The sequence below is a fragment of the Superficieibacter sp. 1612_C1 genome, assembly GCF_015234305.1.
Classification (GTDB): Bacteria; Pseudomonadota; Gammaproteobacteria; order Enterobacterales; family Enterobacteriaceae; genus Superficieibacter.
In genome coordinates, this window is sequence record NZ_JADGMI010000006.1 from 278,456 (window position 1) to 295,764 (window position 17,309).

A 17,309-nucleotide genomic window follows, 5' to 3' on the forward strand; every position below is an offset into this window, starting at 1 on the left:
TATCGCCAGTCTATGCAAAAATGATATGGATTTATTCCTCAGGAGCCAACATGCCCGCCGTCAATCTACGTCACATCGAGATTTTTCACGCGGTGATGACCACCGGGAATCTTACCGAGGCCGCGCTGATGCTACATACCTCGCAGCCGACGGTCAGCCGCGAACTGGCGCGCTTTGAGAAGGTGCTGGGGCTAACACTATTTACGCGCACGCGCGGCAGACTGCATCCGACAGTGCAGGGATTACGGCTGTTTGAAGAGGTGCAGCGCTCGTGGTACGGGCTGGATCGCATTGTCAGCGCCGCGGAAAGTTTGCGCGAGTTTCGTCAGGGCGAGCTGTCCGTCGTCTGCCTGCCGGTATTTTCGCAGTCTTTTCTGCCGATGCTAATCCCGCCTTTTCTGACGCGTTATCCGGAGGTAAGCCTGAATATTGTGCCGCAGGAGTCGCCGCTGCTGGAAGAGTGGCTCTCGGCGCAGCGCCACGATCTCGGGCTGACCGAAACGCTGCACACGCCAGCCGGCACCGAACGCACGCCGCTGCTGACGCTTAACGAGGTCTGCGTACTACCGCAGGATCACCCCTTAACGGCCCGCGACATCCTGACACCTGCCGATTTCCAGGGTGAAAATTACATCAGCCTGTCGCGCACCGACAGCTATCGTCAGCTACTGGATGCGTTGTTCAGCGACCATCAGGTGAAACGGCGGATGGTAGTGGAGACGCACAGCGCCGCGTCAATTTGCGCGCTGGTGCGAGCGGGCGCGGGGATCTCGGTCGTCAACCCGCTGACCGCGCTGGACTATGCCGGAACCGGCGTGGCGGTGCGGGCCTTTAGCATCGACGTGCCGTTCACCGTCAGCCTGATCCGCCCCCTGCATCGCCCGGCCTCGGCGCTGGTGGACGCCTTTACCGACCATCTGCAAGCCAGCCTGCCACGGATCACCGCACCGCTGGCGGCGATGCTTACGAGAGCATAAAATCAACCGCATCCGCCGCGTGGATAGCGGCAGTATCGAATACCGGAAGGGGGCTGAGTTCGGCGGGGACCAGCAGACCAATCTCGGTGCAGCCGAAAATCACCCCTTCCGCCCCCTGCTCTGCCAGACGCTGAATCACCTGAAGATAGTAATCGCGCGAGGCCTCAGTGAAGGTGCCGAGGCATAACTCATCAAAGATAATCTGGTTGATACGCAGGCGATCTTCCGCTTCCGGGATTGGCGTTTCAATCGCAAACTGCTGCGCCAGCCGCCCGCGATAAAAATCCTGCTCCATGGTATAGCGAGTGCCGAGTAGCGCCACCCGCCGCAGATCCTGTTTCGCAATCGCCCGCCCGGTCGCCTCGGCGATATGCAAAAACGGCAGCGAACAACGCGCTTCAATCTGCTCCGCCACCCTGTGCATGGTATTGGTACACAGCACGATCCCCTCGGCTCCGGCGCGCTGCAAACCCACCGCCGCCTGAGCGAGAATTTCTCCGGCCTTTTCCCACTCGCCGCTGGCCTGGCATGCTTCAATCTCATGAAAATCCACGCTGTGCAGCAGCAGGCTGGCAGAGTGCAGTCCGCCAAGACGCTGCTTAACGCCTTCGTTGATTAAACGATAATAGGGGATCGTTGATTCCCAGCTCATGCCGCCCAGCAGGCCAATGGTTTTCATCTCACTTATCCTTAACGCGCGTCAAAAAGACAGTGAAGCAAAGTTGCCATCGACTTACCAGCCTTTTGGCGCGCGCCCTCCCGCAACGACCGGGATCAATTGCCGATATTGCGCAGTTTTTTCCCCGCCATCAGGTTGCGTTCGATATGCTCCAGGGTGACGTTTTTGGTCTCCGGGATCAGCCAGAACGTGATGCCAACGAAAGCAATATTCAGCGCCGTGTAGAGCCAGAAGGTTCCGGCCGCGCCGATACTGTCGAGCAGCGTCAGGAAGGTGGCCCCGATGATCATGTTCGACACCCAGTTGGTCGTCGTTGAACAGGTAATGCCGAAGTCGCGACATTTGAGCGGCTGGATTTCAGAGCACAGGATCCATACTACCGGCGCGGCACTCATTGCATAGCCCGCGATACATATCATGGTCATCCCTACGGAGAGCCACGACAGGCCCGGTGAGGCGGTGCCCTGATCGAACTGCATCAGGCAGTAGCCCAGCACCAGCGTTCCCAGCGCCATCACGCTAAAGCCGATCTTCAGCGCCGGTTTACGCCCGGACTTATCGACCATAAAAATAGCGATAAAGGTGGCGAACATAAAGGTCAGCCCGACAACCAGCGTGGCGATCATCTGCTGCTCGGTGGTGGTAAACCCGGCCATTTTAAAAATACGCGGCGCGTAGTACATGATGATATTCATGCCGGTGAACTGCTGCATCGCCTGAAGCAGCATGCCAAGAAACACCGCGCGACGCACGTTGCGGTTAACCTTAAACAGCTTCCAGCCGCCCTGCTTCAGTTTCAGGCTTTCACGAATTTCATTGAGTTCTTCGCGCGCTTTTTCCGAGGTGTCGCGCAGCATCCGCAGCACCTCTTCCGCTTCAATATGCCGACCTTTTTCTGCCAGCCAGCGGGGGCTGTTAGGCAGGAAGATCACCAGTATCATCAACAGAATCGCCGGGAGCGCCAGCACGCCGAGCATCGCGCGCCAGTTGCCGCTGTAGCTGAAGGCCGTATCGGACAAAAAGGCCAGCACGATGCCCAGGGTGACCATCAATTGATACATGCTGATCATTTTGCCGCGCACGTTTTCACTGGCCATTTCCGACAGGTACAGCGGCGCGGTATAGGAGGCGATCCCCACCGCCACCCCGAGCACAATGCGAGCCGCGATCAGCACTTCCACGCCCGGCGCAAGCGCTGAGCCCAGCGACCCGGCGATAAACAGCACCGCTCCCGCCATCAGGCTGTATTTACGCCCTAGCCGGAAGGAGAGCCAGCCGTTGAACAGCGCGCCCAGCGCTGCACCGAGCATCATGCTGCTCACCACCCATTCCTGAAGTCGGCTGGTAAGGACGAAGTGATCGGTAATAAACGGTAGCGCACCGGCAATCACGCCGATATCCAGACCGAACAGCAGTCCGGCGACCGCAGCCGACACCGAAACAAACATATTCATTCGACGCGTATCGCGTAATGCGCGCGGCACCGCCGTTGGATTGTGACTGATTGAAGTCATTTTTTCCTGCCTGAACCGAGAGTAGATGAAATCAATTTACGAGATGAATCAATTGAGCTGTCAGGTAAGAAAAAGCGTATATATGGATTAATTGGCTATGAGGTGAGGTTATGTGATGGACATTACAATTTTAAAAAAGAGTTGTATTTAATAAATTATTTTTAATTTTATGATTTATATGAATTTAAATAACAATACAGAAATAGCTGCTGGAAAAGGCATGGATATTACGCTAACTGGCATATGGACTTTGATTATATAAGAAACAAAAAACCCCGCCGGTGGGGCGAGGTTTAAACGTCATGGCTGCGAGGGTTAACGCGGCCTTTGCCCGGCGGCGCTTCGCTTGCACGGGCCTACCATTTCGCTGTCGCACATAATACCGCAGCATCATGTAGGCCGGATAAGGCGAAGCCGCCATCCGACATTACAACCACACGTAGCCGCTTTTGCCTGCCCTGCCCGGCGGCGCTGCGCTTGCACGGGCCTACAATTTCGTTGTCGTACATAATACCGCAACATTTGTAGGCCGGATAAGGCGAAGCCGCCATCCGGCATGACGCCAGCCCATGCTCTCCCGACGCGAGAAAACCAATGACACGTAGGCCGGGCAAGCGCAGCGCCGCCCGGCATGACGCCAGCGGCGCTACGCTAATTAACGCGCCAGCCAGCCGCCGTCTACGGCGATGGTATAACCGTTAATGTAATCAGACGCGCTGGAGGCAAGGAACACCACCGGCCCCATCAGATCGCTCGGCAGACCCCAGCGGCCCGCCGGGATACGGTCGAGGATCTCCGCGCTACGTTGCTCATCGGCACGCAGCTGCTGCGTATTGTTGGTCGCCATATAGCCCGGCGCAATCGCATTGACGTTGACGTTATGCTGCGCCCACTCGTTCGCCATCAGACGGGTAATGCCCATTACGCCGCTTTTTGAGGCAGTGTAGGACGGAACGCGAATGCCCCCCTGGAACGACAGCATGGAGGCGATGTTAATGATTTTGCCGCCCTTGCCCTGCGCAATGAAATGCTTCGCCGCCGCCTGAGACATAAAGAACACGCTCTTGATGTTCAGGTTCATGACATCATCCCAGTCTTTTTCGCTAAAGTTGATCGCATCTTCGCGACGGATCAGACCCGCGTTATTGACCAGAATATCAATATGACCAAACTCAGCCACGGCGCGTTCCAGCAGTGCCGGAATGCCATCAATCTGGCGCAGATCGGCGGTCAGGCTGAGGAAGCGGCGGCCCAACGCGGTTACCCGCTCAATGGTTTCTGTCGGTTCAACAATATTGATGCCGACAATGTCGCAGCCAGCTTCGGCCAGACCCAGCGCCATACCCTGACCCAAACCGGTATCGCATCCGGATACCACCGCGACTTTACCTTGCAGAGAAAATGCTTCCAGAATCATTTTTCGTTCCTTATCTTTCAGAGCCTGTCACAACAGGCAAATAGACTGATGCCAGCGCGACTAGCGCAAATCTTTTACCGCTACGTGGTCCATATCATCAAAGACCTGGTTTTCACCGACCATGCCCCAGATGAAGGTATATGCTTTGGTGCCAACGCCGGAGTGAATCGACCAGCTCGGAGAAATCACCGCCTGCTCGTTTTGCATCACGATATGCCGTGTTTGCTGCGGCTGCCCCATCATGTGAAACACGCAGGTGTCTTCATCCATATTGAAGTAGAAATAAACTTCCATGCGGCGCTCATGGGTATGGCACGGCATGGTGTTCCACAGGTTGCCCGGAGCCAGTTCGGTCAGGCCCATGCTGAGCTGACAGGTTTCCAGCACATCAGGAATAAAGTATTTGTTGATGGTGCGGCGGTTGCTGGTGAGGTTATCCCCCAGCGTGACGGGCGCGACATCCGCAGGCGTCACTTTTTTGGTGGGATAGGCGGTATGGGCCGGGGCGCAGTTGTAGTAAAACTTAGCCGGTTTTGCCGCATCAACGCTGGCGAAAACCACTTCTTTCGCCCCTTTACCAACGTACAGCGCGTCGCGATGACCGATTTCATGACAGGTGCCATCAACGGTGATCGTGCCAGGGCCGCCGATGTTAATCACGCCCAGCTCGCGGCGTTCCAGAAAATAGCTGACGCCAAGCTGTTTACCCACTTCGCCACCCACGGAAACCGTCTTCGCCACCGGCATAATGCCGCCAACGATAATACGGTCAATGTGGCTGTACACCATGGTGTATTCATCGGCCACAAACACGTTTTCGACTAAAAATTCTTTGCGCAGCCCCTGAGTATCCAGGGTCTTAGCATGTTCGCTGTGGATGCTTTGTCTGATGTCCACGTTACCTCCAGAAGAGAATCGGTGAGCCATACTGGCTCGCGAAGCGAAAACCTGTTTCGCTCTGTTGATGTCTCCATCTTATCCCTCCTGAAACGTCTTTTCAATTATAAATAAAACAACGTTTCAATTTTTTCCAACTAAAGTTCGAAAATGTCGCTACGATCGCAAAAATGGTCAACACGGCCCGAGAGCAAGGAGGTAAAATCATAAATTACAATCAGTTAAATAACCTTGATAAAAAAACAGCGGATGCTAAAAAACTGGCAAAGAAATAAAGACAGGTTGGCCGCAGGTCACAGAAACGCCCGCCATGAGAGCGGTTCTAAGGAAATTCTTGCAAATGCGTTAAGCGTCACAGATTATGAAACGATGTTTCGTTAAATTAACACCCAGCTTTTAAATACGCTAATCGCTACTGACAGTAGCAACGTATGAGTGAAATAAGAACTTCTGTAACTGGCCTTTGCCCTCATTGTTGAGGGCTTTTTTTTGGCCGGGGGAAGGGAAAACTAATCGCGTTCGATAGCCAGGGCGACACCCTGACCACCGCCGATACAGAGCGTGGCCACGCCACGGCGGGACTGACGCTTGATCATTTCATGCACCAGTGATACCAGGATACGACATCCCGAGGCACCAATCGGATGGCCCAGCGCAATAGCGCCGCCGTTAACATTCACCCGGCTGGCGTCCCACTCCAGCATTTTACCGACCGAAATGGCCTGTGCGGCAAAGGCTTCATTCACTTCCAGTAAATCCACCTCGCCCAGCGTCCATCCCGCTCTTTCCAGGCAGCGGCGGGTGGCGTAGACCGGGGCGATCCCCATCAGGGCAGGATCTACCCCGACGCTGGCAAAGGCCCGAATGCGCGCCAGCACCGGCAGATTAAGTTCCTGCGCTTTTGCTTCGCTCATCATCATGACAGCCGCTGCGCCGTCATTAATGGAGGAGGCATTCCCCGCCGTCACCGAACCGGTACGCTCAAAGGCCGGAATCAGCTGCGCCAGCCCTTCGGCACTGGTATCGGTGCGCGGCTGTTCGTCGGTGTCCACCAGCACGCTCGTGCCATCGGCACGCACGGTGGCAACCGGGACAATCTCATCTTTAAAACGTCCGGAATCGATAGCCAGACGCGCCTTGTGCTGAGATCGCAGCGCCCAGTCATCCTGTAACTCGCGGCTGATACCATATTCGCGCGCCAGATTTTCTGCCGTCACGCCCATGTGATAATCATTAAAGGCATCCCAAAGTCCATCGTGGACCAGACTGTCGATGAGCTGGCTGTTCCCCAGCTGTGCGCCGGTGCGGCTGTCGGTGAGCACATGCGGCGCACGGCTCATGTTTTCCTGGCCTCCGGCAATGACGACATCCGCTTCACCACACTGGATAGCCTGGGTTGCCAAATGCAGCGCCTTCAGCCCGGAGCCGCATACGTCGTTAATGGTGATGGCCGACATCGTATTGGGCAGGCCGCCGTTCAGCGCTGACTGGCGGGCCGGATTTTGTCCCGCCCCGGCCGTCAATACCTGGCCGAGGATCACTTCATCCACATTTTGCGCCTGAATGCCGCTGCGCTCGATCAGCGCCCGGATGACCGTGCTGCCAAGATCGACGGCGGAAAGGCGCGACAGCGTGCCCTGGAAACAACCAATGGGCGTGCGAACAGCCCCAACGATGACCACCTCTTTCATGACGACCTCAGCGAAAAATCCCCCGCCATAGTAGTGCATTGTTAATATCTCTTATTTTAATTGTTTTAAATAAGTGAGATTTATCACAATAGATTGTTAATTTAGTTTGCACGCAGAATCCCCTCTTGCTGGCAATATGCCACCTGGCCGCAGAATTATGGTAAGTTGCGCTTCTTTTTTTCACTTACATGCTATTAAAAACTAACTAATGTCGAAATTTTGGTCAAAAGAAGAGACTCTGTGGAGTTTCGCGCTGTATGGAACGGCTGTGGGTGCAGGGACGCTATTTCTCCCCATTCAACTTGGATCTGCCGGTGCCGTAGTGCTGTTTATTACCGCCCTGGTGGCATATCCATTAACCTACTGGCCGCATAAAGCGCTGTGCCAGTTTATCCTCTCTGCGCAGACCCCGGCGGGTGAAGGGATCACCGGAGCTGTGACCCACTATTACGGCAGGAAAATCGGCAGTGCGATCACTGCGCTCTATTTTGTCGCCTTTTTTGTGGTCATCCTGATCTATGCCGTCGCCATTACTAACTCGCTGTGCGAGCAGGTCGCGAAATACCACCCCGTGACAACCGCCGTGCGGATGCTGGTAAGTCTGGGCGTGGTAGTGGTATTGAACGCTATCTTTTTAATGGGGCGTCGCGCCACAATTCGGGTGATGGGATTACTGGTTTTTCCACTTATCGCGTACTTCCTGTTCCTGTCGGTCTATCTGACCGGTCGCTGGCAACCCTCTTTACTCACCAGTCAAATCACCTTTGATAGCCATACGTTGCACCAGGTGTGGCTCTCTGTTCCCGTGATGGTTTTCGCTTTTAGTCATACGCCGATTATTTCCACGTTTGCCATCGACAGACAGGAAAAATATCGTGAGCAGGCCATGGATAAATGCAAAAAAATCATGAAAGTGGCTTACCTGATTATCTGCCTGAGCGTGCTGTTTTTTGTTTTTAGCTGCCTGCTATCGATTCCGTCTTCTTATATTAATGCCGCCAGAGAGGAAGGCGTGACTATTTTATCCGCCCTCTCAGCGATGCCTGATTCACCAGCCTGGCTGGCCATTTCCGGCATTGTGGTGGCGGTGATAGCGATGTCTAAATCTTTCCTTGGCACCTATTTTGGCGTTATCGAAGGCGCGACCGAAATCGTCAAATCGGCTTTAGACTATGCGGGCGTGAAAAAAAGCCGGGCATTTAATCGGGCGATGTCGGTGATCCTCATTTCACTGACAACGTTCGTCGTGTGCTGTATTAACCCAAATGCGATTTCCATGATTTATGCTATCAGCGGCCCGCTGATAGCGGTGATCCTGTTCATCATGCCAACGCTTTCCACTTACCTGATTGCATCGTTAAAACCTTACCGTTCACTGGCTAATCTTATTACCCTAATTGTTGGTTTACTCTGCGTTTCGGTGATGTTTTTCAGCTAATTTATCTGCTGCCCGACGAGCGTCATTGTCGGGCAGATACCCACTGTTCTGTTTAATATAATTTTTTAATTTTAATTAAAACGTCATATTTATCTGCTTCTTGATGTACGGGGTGCGAAAAATCGCGTGAAGTTTTGTAATTAGCATAATCCACTGTATTAATTTTAGACAGACGGGTTCATAATGATCCTTCATCTGACGGCATCCCTTTAAGGGGGCTTAGTATGAAATACCATTCAACAGATAACGTCTGCATAATTACCGGCATTCACCCTTCCAACCTGCGACGCTGGTATCGTTACGGGCTGATTAGCGCTGGCGAATTTTCAGAAGGCTGGAACGAACAGCAGCTTGAGGACATTCGTACGTTAAAAGCACAGACGGCGAGTGGCGCGACGCTTCTTCAAATTCGTCAAAGCCGTCAGTCAGGTATTCCCCTGCACTCTTATGGCTGGGTAGCGTTAAAAGGCGAATTACTCTGGCAGCTTGAGTTTTCCTCCGATCGTGCATTGTCACGCTACTTCCGCAATATTGTGAGCGATTACAGTAGTAATGACGTGATTAACTCCTTACTGCGTCCGCTAAACCGCTGGCTTCAGAAAGACACCCGGGAAGGCTCCCGCCGCCGTCTACAACGTTTTCATCAGTGCATCGTTCAACGCGCAGACTCGCTGACGCGCGCCTCCAGCCGGGAAGGTGATACGCCCCTGTTTCTGGAAGCGGTTAGCGTGAAAGATGATAACGAAATCTGGCTGGAAGCGATTCGGTTATACGGTCAGGGTTTTAGCGTCGAGGTCTCCTCCACCGTCAGCGATGCTCCTGCCGAAATCAGTAGCCGTCACGAACATCATTTAATGTGGTGTGGCGCGGGCATCAGCATTGGTAAGCAGCAGCATTTCAGAGACAGTATGGACGAGGGAAAATCCGTCATGCTTTGCGGGCCAGATCGCTCAATTGCCCCCGGCGTTAACTAACTACTTCGCCCATAAAAGAGGGGCAGAAAACGTCCCCCTTCTCTTTTTTCTTCCGGTGGTTTTCTGCCGCTTGTCAAAAACTGCTATCCGCTTTGTTTAAATATCACCCACTGTACTAAGCTCTTTCTCATATGAAAAAGAATAAGTACAAACAATCGTTAAGGCCTATTGGCGACCATGGGATCATCGGTGATTTGCGCACCTGCGCGTTAATTACCTCCGACGGCGCTATCGATTTCCTGTGCTGGCCCAATCTGGACAGCCCTTCTCTGTTTGTCTCGCTGCTGGATGACGAACGGGCGGGGGTTTTCACCTTATCGCCGGACGGCGACCAGTGGCGTTCCCTTCAGTCTTACCTGCCGGACAGCAACCTGTTACAGACGCGATGGCTCTCCGAGGACGCTATCGTCGAATTAACCGATTTTATGCCGATCAGAGAGAGTCACGACGCACTGCCCTGCATCATTCGCCGTCTGCGGGTCGATCAGGGAGAAGCCAGCATTACTCTGCGCTGTCGGGTGAATTTCGACTACGGCAGACACGCCCCGTCACCGCAGGTTAATAAGACGTTCGTGGTCTGGCAGGGTGAGAACGACGATAAAATCACCCTGAAAACCTCCGTCCCGTTAGAAGAAAAGGAGGGATTCCTGAACAGCACGTTTACCCTGCGTGCGGGTGAAGAGGCGTTTTTCATTCTCGGCGGTGATGAGGTGAAACGCTGGAAAAAACAGGATGTCATACAGCGCCAGCAGGAGACGTTAGCGTACTGGCAGCAATGGGTGGATAAAAATAAATACAAGGGGCGCTGGCATGAGATCCTGATCCGCTCGGCGCTGGTGCTTAAGTTGCTCAGCTCAAAAGCGCAGGGTTCCATTGCCGCGGCGGCTACGTTCGGGCTGCCTGAACTGCTCGGCGGGGAACGTAACTGGGACTACCGCGCCGCGTGGATACGTGACTCCTCCTTTAGCTGCTATGCCCTGATCCGGCTGGGCTATGTCGATGAGGCCGCCGACTTTGGCCGCTGGGTGGGGCGCTGCATGGAAGCCAGCCGCTTCGACCCTGAAAAATTACAGGTGATGTATCGCATGGACTGCGGCACCGAGCTGAATGAGGAAGAGCTCACGCATTTGAAAGGCTATTGTGCGTCGGTGCCGGTTCGTATCGGTAATGACGCGTATAAACAGCGGCAGCTCGATATTTATGGTGAGCTACTGGATACCCTCTATCTGGCGACCAAGTATGGCGATGGTATTCCCCATCGCGCCTGGGAGCACGTCATCAAACTGGTCGATCACGTCTGCGATATCTGGCATACCGCCGATGCCGGGATCTGGGAGATGCGCGGTGAAGCCGAGCATTTTCTTTACTCCCGTTTGATGTGCTGGGTCGCCCTGGATCGCGCGCTGCGCCTCGGCGCAAAGCGCTCGCTCTCGATGCCGTATCAGCGCTGGGAAAGCGCGCGCCAGGCCATCCGGGAAGATATCTGGGAAAACTTCTGGAACGAGAAGCAGGGCCATTTTACCTCTACCCGCCACGGCACCGATCTGGACGCCTCAATGCTCCTGATGCCGTTACTGCGTTTTGTCAGCGCCAAAGATCCCGACTGGCTTGCCACCCTCGACGCGATTAAGCGCAAGCTGGTGCGCGATGGCATGGTGCGTCGCTATATTGCCAGTGAGACGCCTGCGGATTCTCTCCACGGTGAAGAAGGCTACTTTGTCGCCTGTTCATTCTGGTATATCGAATGCCTTGCCAGAGCGGACCGGCTGGGTGAAGCGCGGGAAGAGTTCGAAAAAGCGCTGAAATATGCCAATCACCTGGGGCTGTATGCGGAGGAATTTGACGCCTGGGGACATGCGCTGGGCAATTTTCCGCAGGCATTGTCCCATCTGGCGCTGATCAGCGCGGCGTATTACCTGAATAAAAAGCTGTCCGGGAAGGAGCAGTTATGGCAGCCGTAAGTAATGGCTCCGCCACCAGGATTAATCCTAAAACCCCGCGCTTTGTAATGTAAACTTAAGTAAAGCATCCGGCCCCGGACAGAACTGTCTAAGCTCATTTAGACCAATGTCGCACCCGCGCCGCCGATCGTGGCGCGGCTTACGGAGGTCTGAAATGCCCAGCGGTACTCCCTGCACAATCCACTGGAACGGCGAAACACTGAGCGGCATGGCCGACGAGCCGCTGATTGATTTTCTGGCTAAGCATGAGAAGACACTGCCGCACGTTTGCTACCACCCTGCCCTGCCGCCGTTGCAAACCTGCGATGTTTGCTGGGTGGAATATCAGGGCGAGTTGACCCGTGGCTGTACCTTACGCACCCATGACGGCATGGAGATCTACTCGCAGCCTGCCGACGCGCTGGCAGCGCAGCAGGAGGGGATGGACCGACTACTCAACCGCCACGAGCTGTACTGTACCGTCTGCGAACACAACACCGGCGACTGTACGCTGCATAATACCGTCGCCGATATGCATATGCCGATTCAGTTTTACCCTTATCAGCCCAAGCCTGCCGATAAAGACCACTCTAATCCGTTTTACACCTACGATCCGGACCAGTGCATTCTCTGCGGACGCTGCGTGGAGGCGTGTCAGAACGTCGAGGTCAATGAAACCCTGAGCATTGATTTTAACCAGCCGCATCCGCGCGTGTTGTGGGATGGTGGAGAGCGCATCGCCGGATCGAGCTGCGTCAGCTGCGGGCACTGCGTTTCGGTATGTCCGTGTAACGCGCTGCTGGAAAAAACCATGCAGCCTGATGCCGGGCCGTTCACCAGTATGCCGACGGATCTGAAACGCCCGTTAATCGATTTTGTGAAATCGCTGGAAAACAGTATCGGGATGGAGCCGATTACCGGGGTCTCGCTGATCGACGTCGCGTTACGTCAGCAGGAGATTAAAAAAACCAAAACCGTCTGTACCTACTGCGGCGTGGGATGCAGTTTCGAGATGTGGACTCGCGACCGCCACATTCTGAAAGTGCAGCCGGTGGCGGATGCGCCGGTCAATAGCATCTCTACCTGCGTGAAAGGCAAATTCGGCTGGGATTTTGTCAATAGCGAAGAACGTCTGACCACGCCGCTTATCCGCGAAAATGGCCGCTTTCGGCCTGCCAGCTGGGATGAGGCGCTGGATCTGGTGGCGCGCAAACTCAGCGGCATCGCCCGCGAGCACGGCGGCGACAGTATCGGCTTTATCGGCTCAAGCAAAGCCAGCAACGAGGAAGCCTACCTGACGCAAAAAATCGCCCGCCTGATTTTCGGTACCAACAATGTCGATAACTCGTCGCGCTACTGCCAGAACCCGGCGACCGAAGGGCTGTTTCGCACCGTCGGCTACGGCGGCGATGCGGGCAGCATTACCGATTTACAGCAGGCGGATTTGATTGTGCTGGTGGGCAGTAACCTGGCAGAAAACCATCCGGTGATCGCCTCGCGTATTAAACATGCGCACAAACACAACGGGCAAAAACTGCTGGTGGTCGATCCGCGCCGACATGAGATGGCCGAGCGCGCCGACCTCTATTTGCGTATCCGTCCGGGAACCGATCTGGCCTGGGCGTCGGGCATGTCGCGCTATATGTTCGATCACGGCTACGCCGATGACGCCTTCCTGCGCGAGCAGGTTAACGGTACAGAGGAATATCAGGAGAGTTTGCAGCCCTTCACGCTGGAGTTCGTCAGCCAGGTAACGGGCCTGGAGCCGCAGGCGCTGCGCGAGGCGGCGGAAATGATCGGCCAGGCGAAGCGGGTCTGTATTTTGTGGGCGATGGGCATAACCCAGCACAGCCACGGCGCAGACACCAGCACCGCGCTGTCAAACCTGCTGCTGGTGACCGGCAATTACGGTCGCCCTGGCACCGGCGGCTATCCGATGCGCGGCCATAACAACGTGCAAGGGGCCAGCGATTTTGGCTGCCTGAGCAACGTTTATCCCGGCTATGAGAAAGTCACCGATCCGCAGATGCGCGAAAAATGGGCCCATGCCTGGGGCGTCTCGCCGCAGGCGCTGTCGGACAAAGCGGGCGCGGATAACTTCCTGATGGTGCAGCACGCTCACGAAGGCAAGATCAAAGCCATGTATATCATCGGCGAGGAGACCGCCTTCTCCGACGCCGACTCGCATAACGTTCATGAAGCCTTTACCCGCCTGGAGTTTATGGTCGTACAGGATATTTTCATGAGCCGCACGGCGGAATTTGCCGACGTGGTGCTTCCCGGCTGCCCGTCGGTGGAGAAAGAGGGCACCTTTGTGAATACCGAACGCCGTATTCAACGCTTCTATGAGGTGCTACCGCCGCTGGGCGAGTCCCGCCCGGACTGGAAAATCCTCACCGATCTGGCCTCACGGCTGGGGCACCCCTGGTACTACCGGCATCCGAAGGAGATTATGCGGGAGGCGGCAAGCATCGCCACCGCTTTTGCGGGAGTCAGCTATGACAAGCTCAGCGGCTGGCAGTCCCAGCAGTGGCCCGTCAAGCCAGATGGCACCAGCACGCCGCTGCTGTATACCGACGGCTTTAAGTTCCCGGATAAAAAAGCCCGCCTCTACCCTCTTGAGTGGCAGTTACCGCAGGAGACTGCGGATGCGCAGTACGATCTGCTGCTCAATAACGGACGTATGCTGGAGCATTTTCAGTCGACGAACCAGAGCGGGCGCGGCGGTCGTTTGCTGTCGCTGTCGCCGGAGTGGTTTGTTGAGGTCAGCCCCTCCCTTGCCGCCGAACGGCAATTACAGGAGGGAGACTGGGTGCGCCTGACCTCGAGGCGCGGCGCGCTGGAAGTGCGGGTGCTGATCACCGAACGTACCGGCGGCAACGTGCTGTTCATTCCCATTCACCACGGTAAGCCCGGCGTTAACGGGCTTACCGGAGAGCATCACGATCCGCACGTCAATACCCCTGCGTATAAAGAAATTGCGATATCGATGCAAAAAATCGATCGTCCGGTGCAGGGATCGCCGCTGACGAAAGATAATTTCCGCTACGGCCAGCGCACCCCGCTGGATCACCTTCCCGTTGAGGTGAAATGGCAGCAGCCAACCTACACCCTTCCCCCACAACACACGTCACACCCGGAGAAAAGCTGATGGCAGAACGCATGAATTACGAGGTTCCCCCGGCGCAGACGCAGCCCTCGGCAGGCGACGCGCTGAGCGATTTACTGGAAAACCTGCACCACCACGGTTTTTTACGTCTTGCCAACGACATGGTGAAAGCCAATACGCAAATCGCCAAAATCGTGGTGGACGGTCTGAACCAGCCCGGCACGCAGACCGGCGTACAGAACCTGTCGCTGCTGCTGGTCGCCTTGTCCAAAATCCCGCCGGAGCAGTTTAACCATCTGCTGATGGCGCTGACCCGTGGCGTGCAGGCGATGACGGAGAAACACGACGCGCCGGAGAAAAAATCGGCCGCTCCCGGCGTAACCGGCTTTATCAAAATGCTTGGCGACGAGGATACCTGGCAAAAAGCCGCGCCGTTCTTTAACGCCGTTCAGGCGTTTTCCAGCGCATTACAGGAGGAACCGGACAAGCCCATTACGCGCTATTCCGGTAAAAGCAGCAATGCCTGATCAGGATCTGGTTCTGCTGCTCTCCCGCGGGCAGTTCGCCCTGACTATCGGGATGCATATCGTGCTGGCAGCATTCACCCTCGGCCTCTCTCACTGGCTGGTATGGGCCGAGGGAATGTGGCTACTGAAACGCGAACCACGCTATATGTCGCTGTACCGCTTCTGGCTGAAAATCTTTATTCTCACGGTCGCCGTCGGCGCGGTATCGGGCGTGGTAATGGAGTTTCAGTTCGGCACCAACTGGGGGCCGTTCTCCCGGCAGGTGGGCGGGATTATCGGTCCGCTGATGTTCTACGAGGTGCTGATCGCGTTTTTCCTTGAATCCGCGCTGGCAGGGGCGATGTATTTCGGCATCGACCGTATCGGGCCACGTCTTCACTTCGCGATAACCTGCATGGTCGCACTGGGCGCGGAGATCAGCGCGTTCTGGATCCTCGCCGCTAACTCATGGATGCATACGCCGACGGGCTATTACATCGAGCACGGTATTTATCATCCGCAGAGCTGGATAAGCATTCTACTGGCCCCCTCGTTTCCCTGGCGGCTCAGCCATATGGTGCTTGCCGCGCTGCTGGGTACGGCGTTCCTGATTGCCGGTACCGGGGCCTGGCGACTCAGGCGTAAGCGCGACACCGCGTCGGCCAGGCTGATGATCTCCTCTGCCATGTGGGCGGCGCTGGTGCTGATGCCGGTACAGGTGGTGGTGGGGGATTTGCACGGCGAAAATACGCTGGAGTATCAGCCGCAGAAGGTGGCGGCGATGGAAGGCGCATGGCAACCGCCGCCGGCGGGCAGGGGCGAGCCGATGCGCCTGTTTGCGCTGCCCTTGCAGGATGAACAGCGCAACGTGCTCGAGCTGGCAATTCCTGATATCGCCTCGCTCTATCTGCGGCATAACCTCAGCGGCCATATCCGCAGCCTGAGCGAATTCCCGGCGCGGGATTTACCCCCCGTTGCGATCGTTTTTTTCGCTTTTCGGATCATGGTGGGACTGGGCCTGCTGATGCTGCTCACCGCGCTCATTGCGCTGGTCCTGCGCCTGCGCCGCCGTCTGTTTCACGCCCCGCGGTTTATGCTCTGGCTAATGCTCACCACACCATCCGGCTTTATCGCCATGCTGGCAGGCTGGGTCGTCACCGAGACGGGACGCCAGCCGTGGCTCGTCTGGGAGCGGGTGCGTACCGCCGCGGGCTTTTCCGCGATACCGCTGGAGTGGATGATCGCCTCGGCCGCAGGCATCGTGGTGCTGTATAGCGCGGTCTTTGCGTTTGGCCTGCGTTATTTCTTCCACTACGCGGCGCATTATGAAGCGTCGTCTCGCGGGCCTGGAGAAGGAGAAGAGGCATGATGTCGCCTGAGCTGCTCAGCGCCAGCCTGCTGGCCTTCACGCTGTTAATGTATGTGGCGCTGGATGGCACCGATCTCGGCACTGGCATGTTGTTTGCGCTGTTCCACGACGATGAAGATCGGCGGCGGATGGCGGCGTCTATCCTGCCCATCTGGGATGCCAACGAGACCTGGCTGGTGCTCTTCGCCGCCGGACTCATTGCGCTTTTTCCCGCGATTTACGCCGACATTTTTACCGCGCTATATATTCCAGTTTTTATCATGGTGCTTGCGTTATTACTCCGCGCCGTGGCGCTGGAGTATCGCAGCCATGCCAGCGCCTCCACGCGTCAGCTTCTTGATATGGTGCATATTATTGCCTCCACGGTGGCCGCGTTTACTCAGGGCGCAATGGCGGGCTGTCTGCTGGACCCACTCGCGCGGGCAACCGCTTTTACCTGGTTGCATCCGATCCCTCTACTCGGTGGTTGTATCTTCATCGGCGGATATTGCCTGGCGGGCTGCCTGTGGCTGCGCTGGCGGCTTGGCGGCAGGGCTGGCAATAAGTGCGTAAAACTCTTTTGCCTCGGGCTGCCGCTATGGTTGCTGGTCATTGGCGGGCTTTACTGGCTATTGCCGGAAAATGTATCAGCCAGATTAATCGCCATGTTTATGCAGCTTTTAAACGCCTCCGCCTCGGCGCAAAGCCAGCGATTTGTCCTGTGGGGAAGCGCGTTTGTGATCCCGATGGTCGTGCTGTATCACAGCCTGGTGTTCTGGATGTTCAGAGGGAAGGTAAAATAAAGATAAAGAAGAAAAT

At 55.8% G+C, this 17,309-nt stretch carries 13 protein-coding genes; 8 read left to right on the plus strand and 5 right to left on the minus strand.

Features of this window, described 5'->3' with window-relative positions:
* Positions 1-50 precede the first annotated feature (50 nt).
* Positions 51-977: a LysR family transcriptional regulator gene (locus tag INT84_RS20445; RefSeq protein WP_194208276.1), complete on the plus strand. Its 927-nt coding sequence runs from the start codon at positions 51-53 to the stop codon at positions 975-977.
* Here INT84_RS20445 and INT84_RS20450 read toward each other — a convergent pair.
* From INT84_RS20450 to INT84_RS20470, 5 genes are all read right to left on the minus strand, one after another.
* Positions 964-1,656 (minus strand): aspartate/glutamate racemase, encoded by a 693-nt coding sequence (locus INT84_RS20450; RefSeq protein WP_194208277.1) that lies wholly within the window; start codon positions 1,654-1,656, stop codon positions 964-966. The two genes, INT84_RS20445 and INT84_RS20450, sit on opposite strands and share 14 nt — an antisense overlap.
* 95 nt (positions 1,657-1,751) lie before the next feature.
* The gene (locus tag INT84_RS20455) at positions 1,752-3,170 is read right to left on the minus strand and encodes a sugar porter family MFS transporter (RefSeq protein WP_194208278.1); all 1,419 of its coding nucleotides are present in this window, start codon (positions 3,168-3,170) and stop codon (positions 1,752-1,754) included.
* Positions 3,171-3,825: 655 nt separating this feature from the next.
* Positions 3,826-4,587 carry a 2-dehydro-3-deoxy-D-gluconate 5-dehydrogenase KduD gene (gene kduD, locus INT84_RS20460; RefSeq protein WP_176920950.1) on the minus strand — a complete coding sequence of 254 codons (762 nt, stop codon included), beginning with the start codon at positions 4,585-4,587 and terminating at the stop codon, positions 3,826-3,828.
* Positions 4,588-4,647: 60 nt separating this feature from the next.
* Positions 4,648-5,484: a 5-dehydro-4-deoxy-D-glucuronate isomerase gene (gene kduI / locus INT84_RS20465; RefSeq protein WP_194208279.1), complete on the minus strand. Its 837-nt coding sequence runs from the start codon at positions 5,482-5,484 to the stop codon at positions 4,648-4,650.
* 509 nt (positions 5,485-5,993) lie between these two features.
* Positions 5,994-7,175, minus strand: a complete 1,182-nt coding sequence (locus INT84_RS20470) for an acetyl-CoA C-acetyltransferase (protein ID WP_194208376.1) — start codon at positions 7,173-7,175, stop codon at positions 5,994-5,996.
* 208 nt (positions 7,176-7,383) lie between these two features.
* Between INT84_RS20470 and INT84_RS20475 the strand changes: the two genes are divergently transcribed.
* The 7 genes from INT84_RS20475 (at position 7,384) to INT84_RS20505 (ending at position 17,293) form a co-directional block, all read left to right on the plus strand.
* On the plus strand, positions 7,384-8,613 hold the full coding sequence (locus tag INT84_RS20475) for an amino acid permease (RefSeq protein ID WP_194208280.1): 1,230 nt from the start codon (positions 7,384-7,386) through the stop codon (positions 8,611-8,613).
* Positions 8,614-8,837: 224 nt separating this feature from the next.
* Complete coding sequence (locus INT84_RS20480) at positions 8,838-9,587, plus strand: hypothetical protein (RefSeq protein WP_194208281.1); 750 nt, start codon at positions 8,838-8,840, stop codon at positions 9,585-9,587.
* Positions 9,588-9,718: 131 nt separating this feature from the next.
* Positions 9,719-11,548: a glycoside hydrolase family 15 protein gene (locus INT84_RS20485; RefSeq protein ID WP_194208282.1), complete on the plus strand. Its 1,830-nt coding sequence runs from the start codon at positions 9,719-9,721 to the stop codon at positions 11,546-11,548.
* A 154-nt stretch (positions 11,549-11,702) separates the two neighbouring features.
* On the plus strand, positions 11,703-14,678 hold the full coding sequence (gene fdhF, locus INT84_RS20490) for a formate dehydrogenase subunit alpha (RefSeq protein ID WP_194208283.1): 2,976 nt from the start codon (positions 11,703-11,705) through the stop codon (positions 14,676-14,678).
* Positions 14,678-15,163, plus strand: coding sequence for a DUF1641 domain-containing protein (locus INT84_RS20495; protein WP_194208284.1), 486 nt, complete (start codon positions 14,678-14,680; stop codon positions 15,161-15,163). The genes fdhF and INT84_RS20495 overlap by 1 nt, the downstream gene beginning before the upstream one ends.
* Positions 15,156-16,511, plus strand: a complete 1,356-nt coding sequence (locus INT84_RS20500; RefSeq protein WP_194208285.1) for a cytochrome ubiquinol oxidase subunit I — start codon at positions 15,156-15,158, stop codon at positions 16,509-16,511. Before INT84_RS20495 ends, INT84_RS20500 begins: the two co-directional genes overlap by 8 nt.
* Positions 16,508-17,293 carry a cytochrome d ubiquinol oxidase subunit II gene (locus tag INT84_RS20505; RefSeq protein ID WP_194208286.1) on the plus strand — a complete coding sequence of 262 codons (786 nt, stop codon included), beginning with the start codon at positions 16,508-16,510 and terminating at the stop codon, positions 17,291-17,293. Before INT84_RS20500 ends, INT84_RS20505 begins: the two co-directional genes overlap by 4 nt.
* The last annotated feature ends 16 nt before the right edge of the window (positions 17,294-17,309 follow it).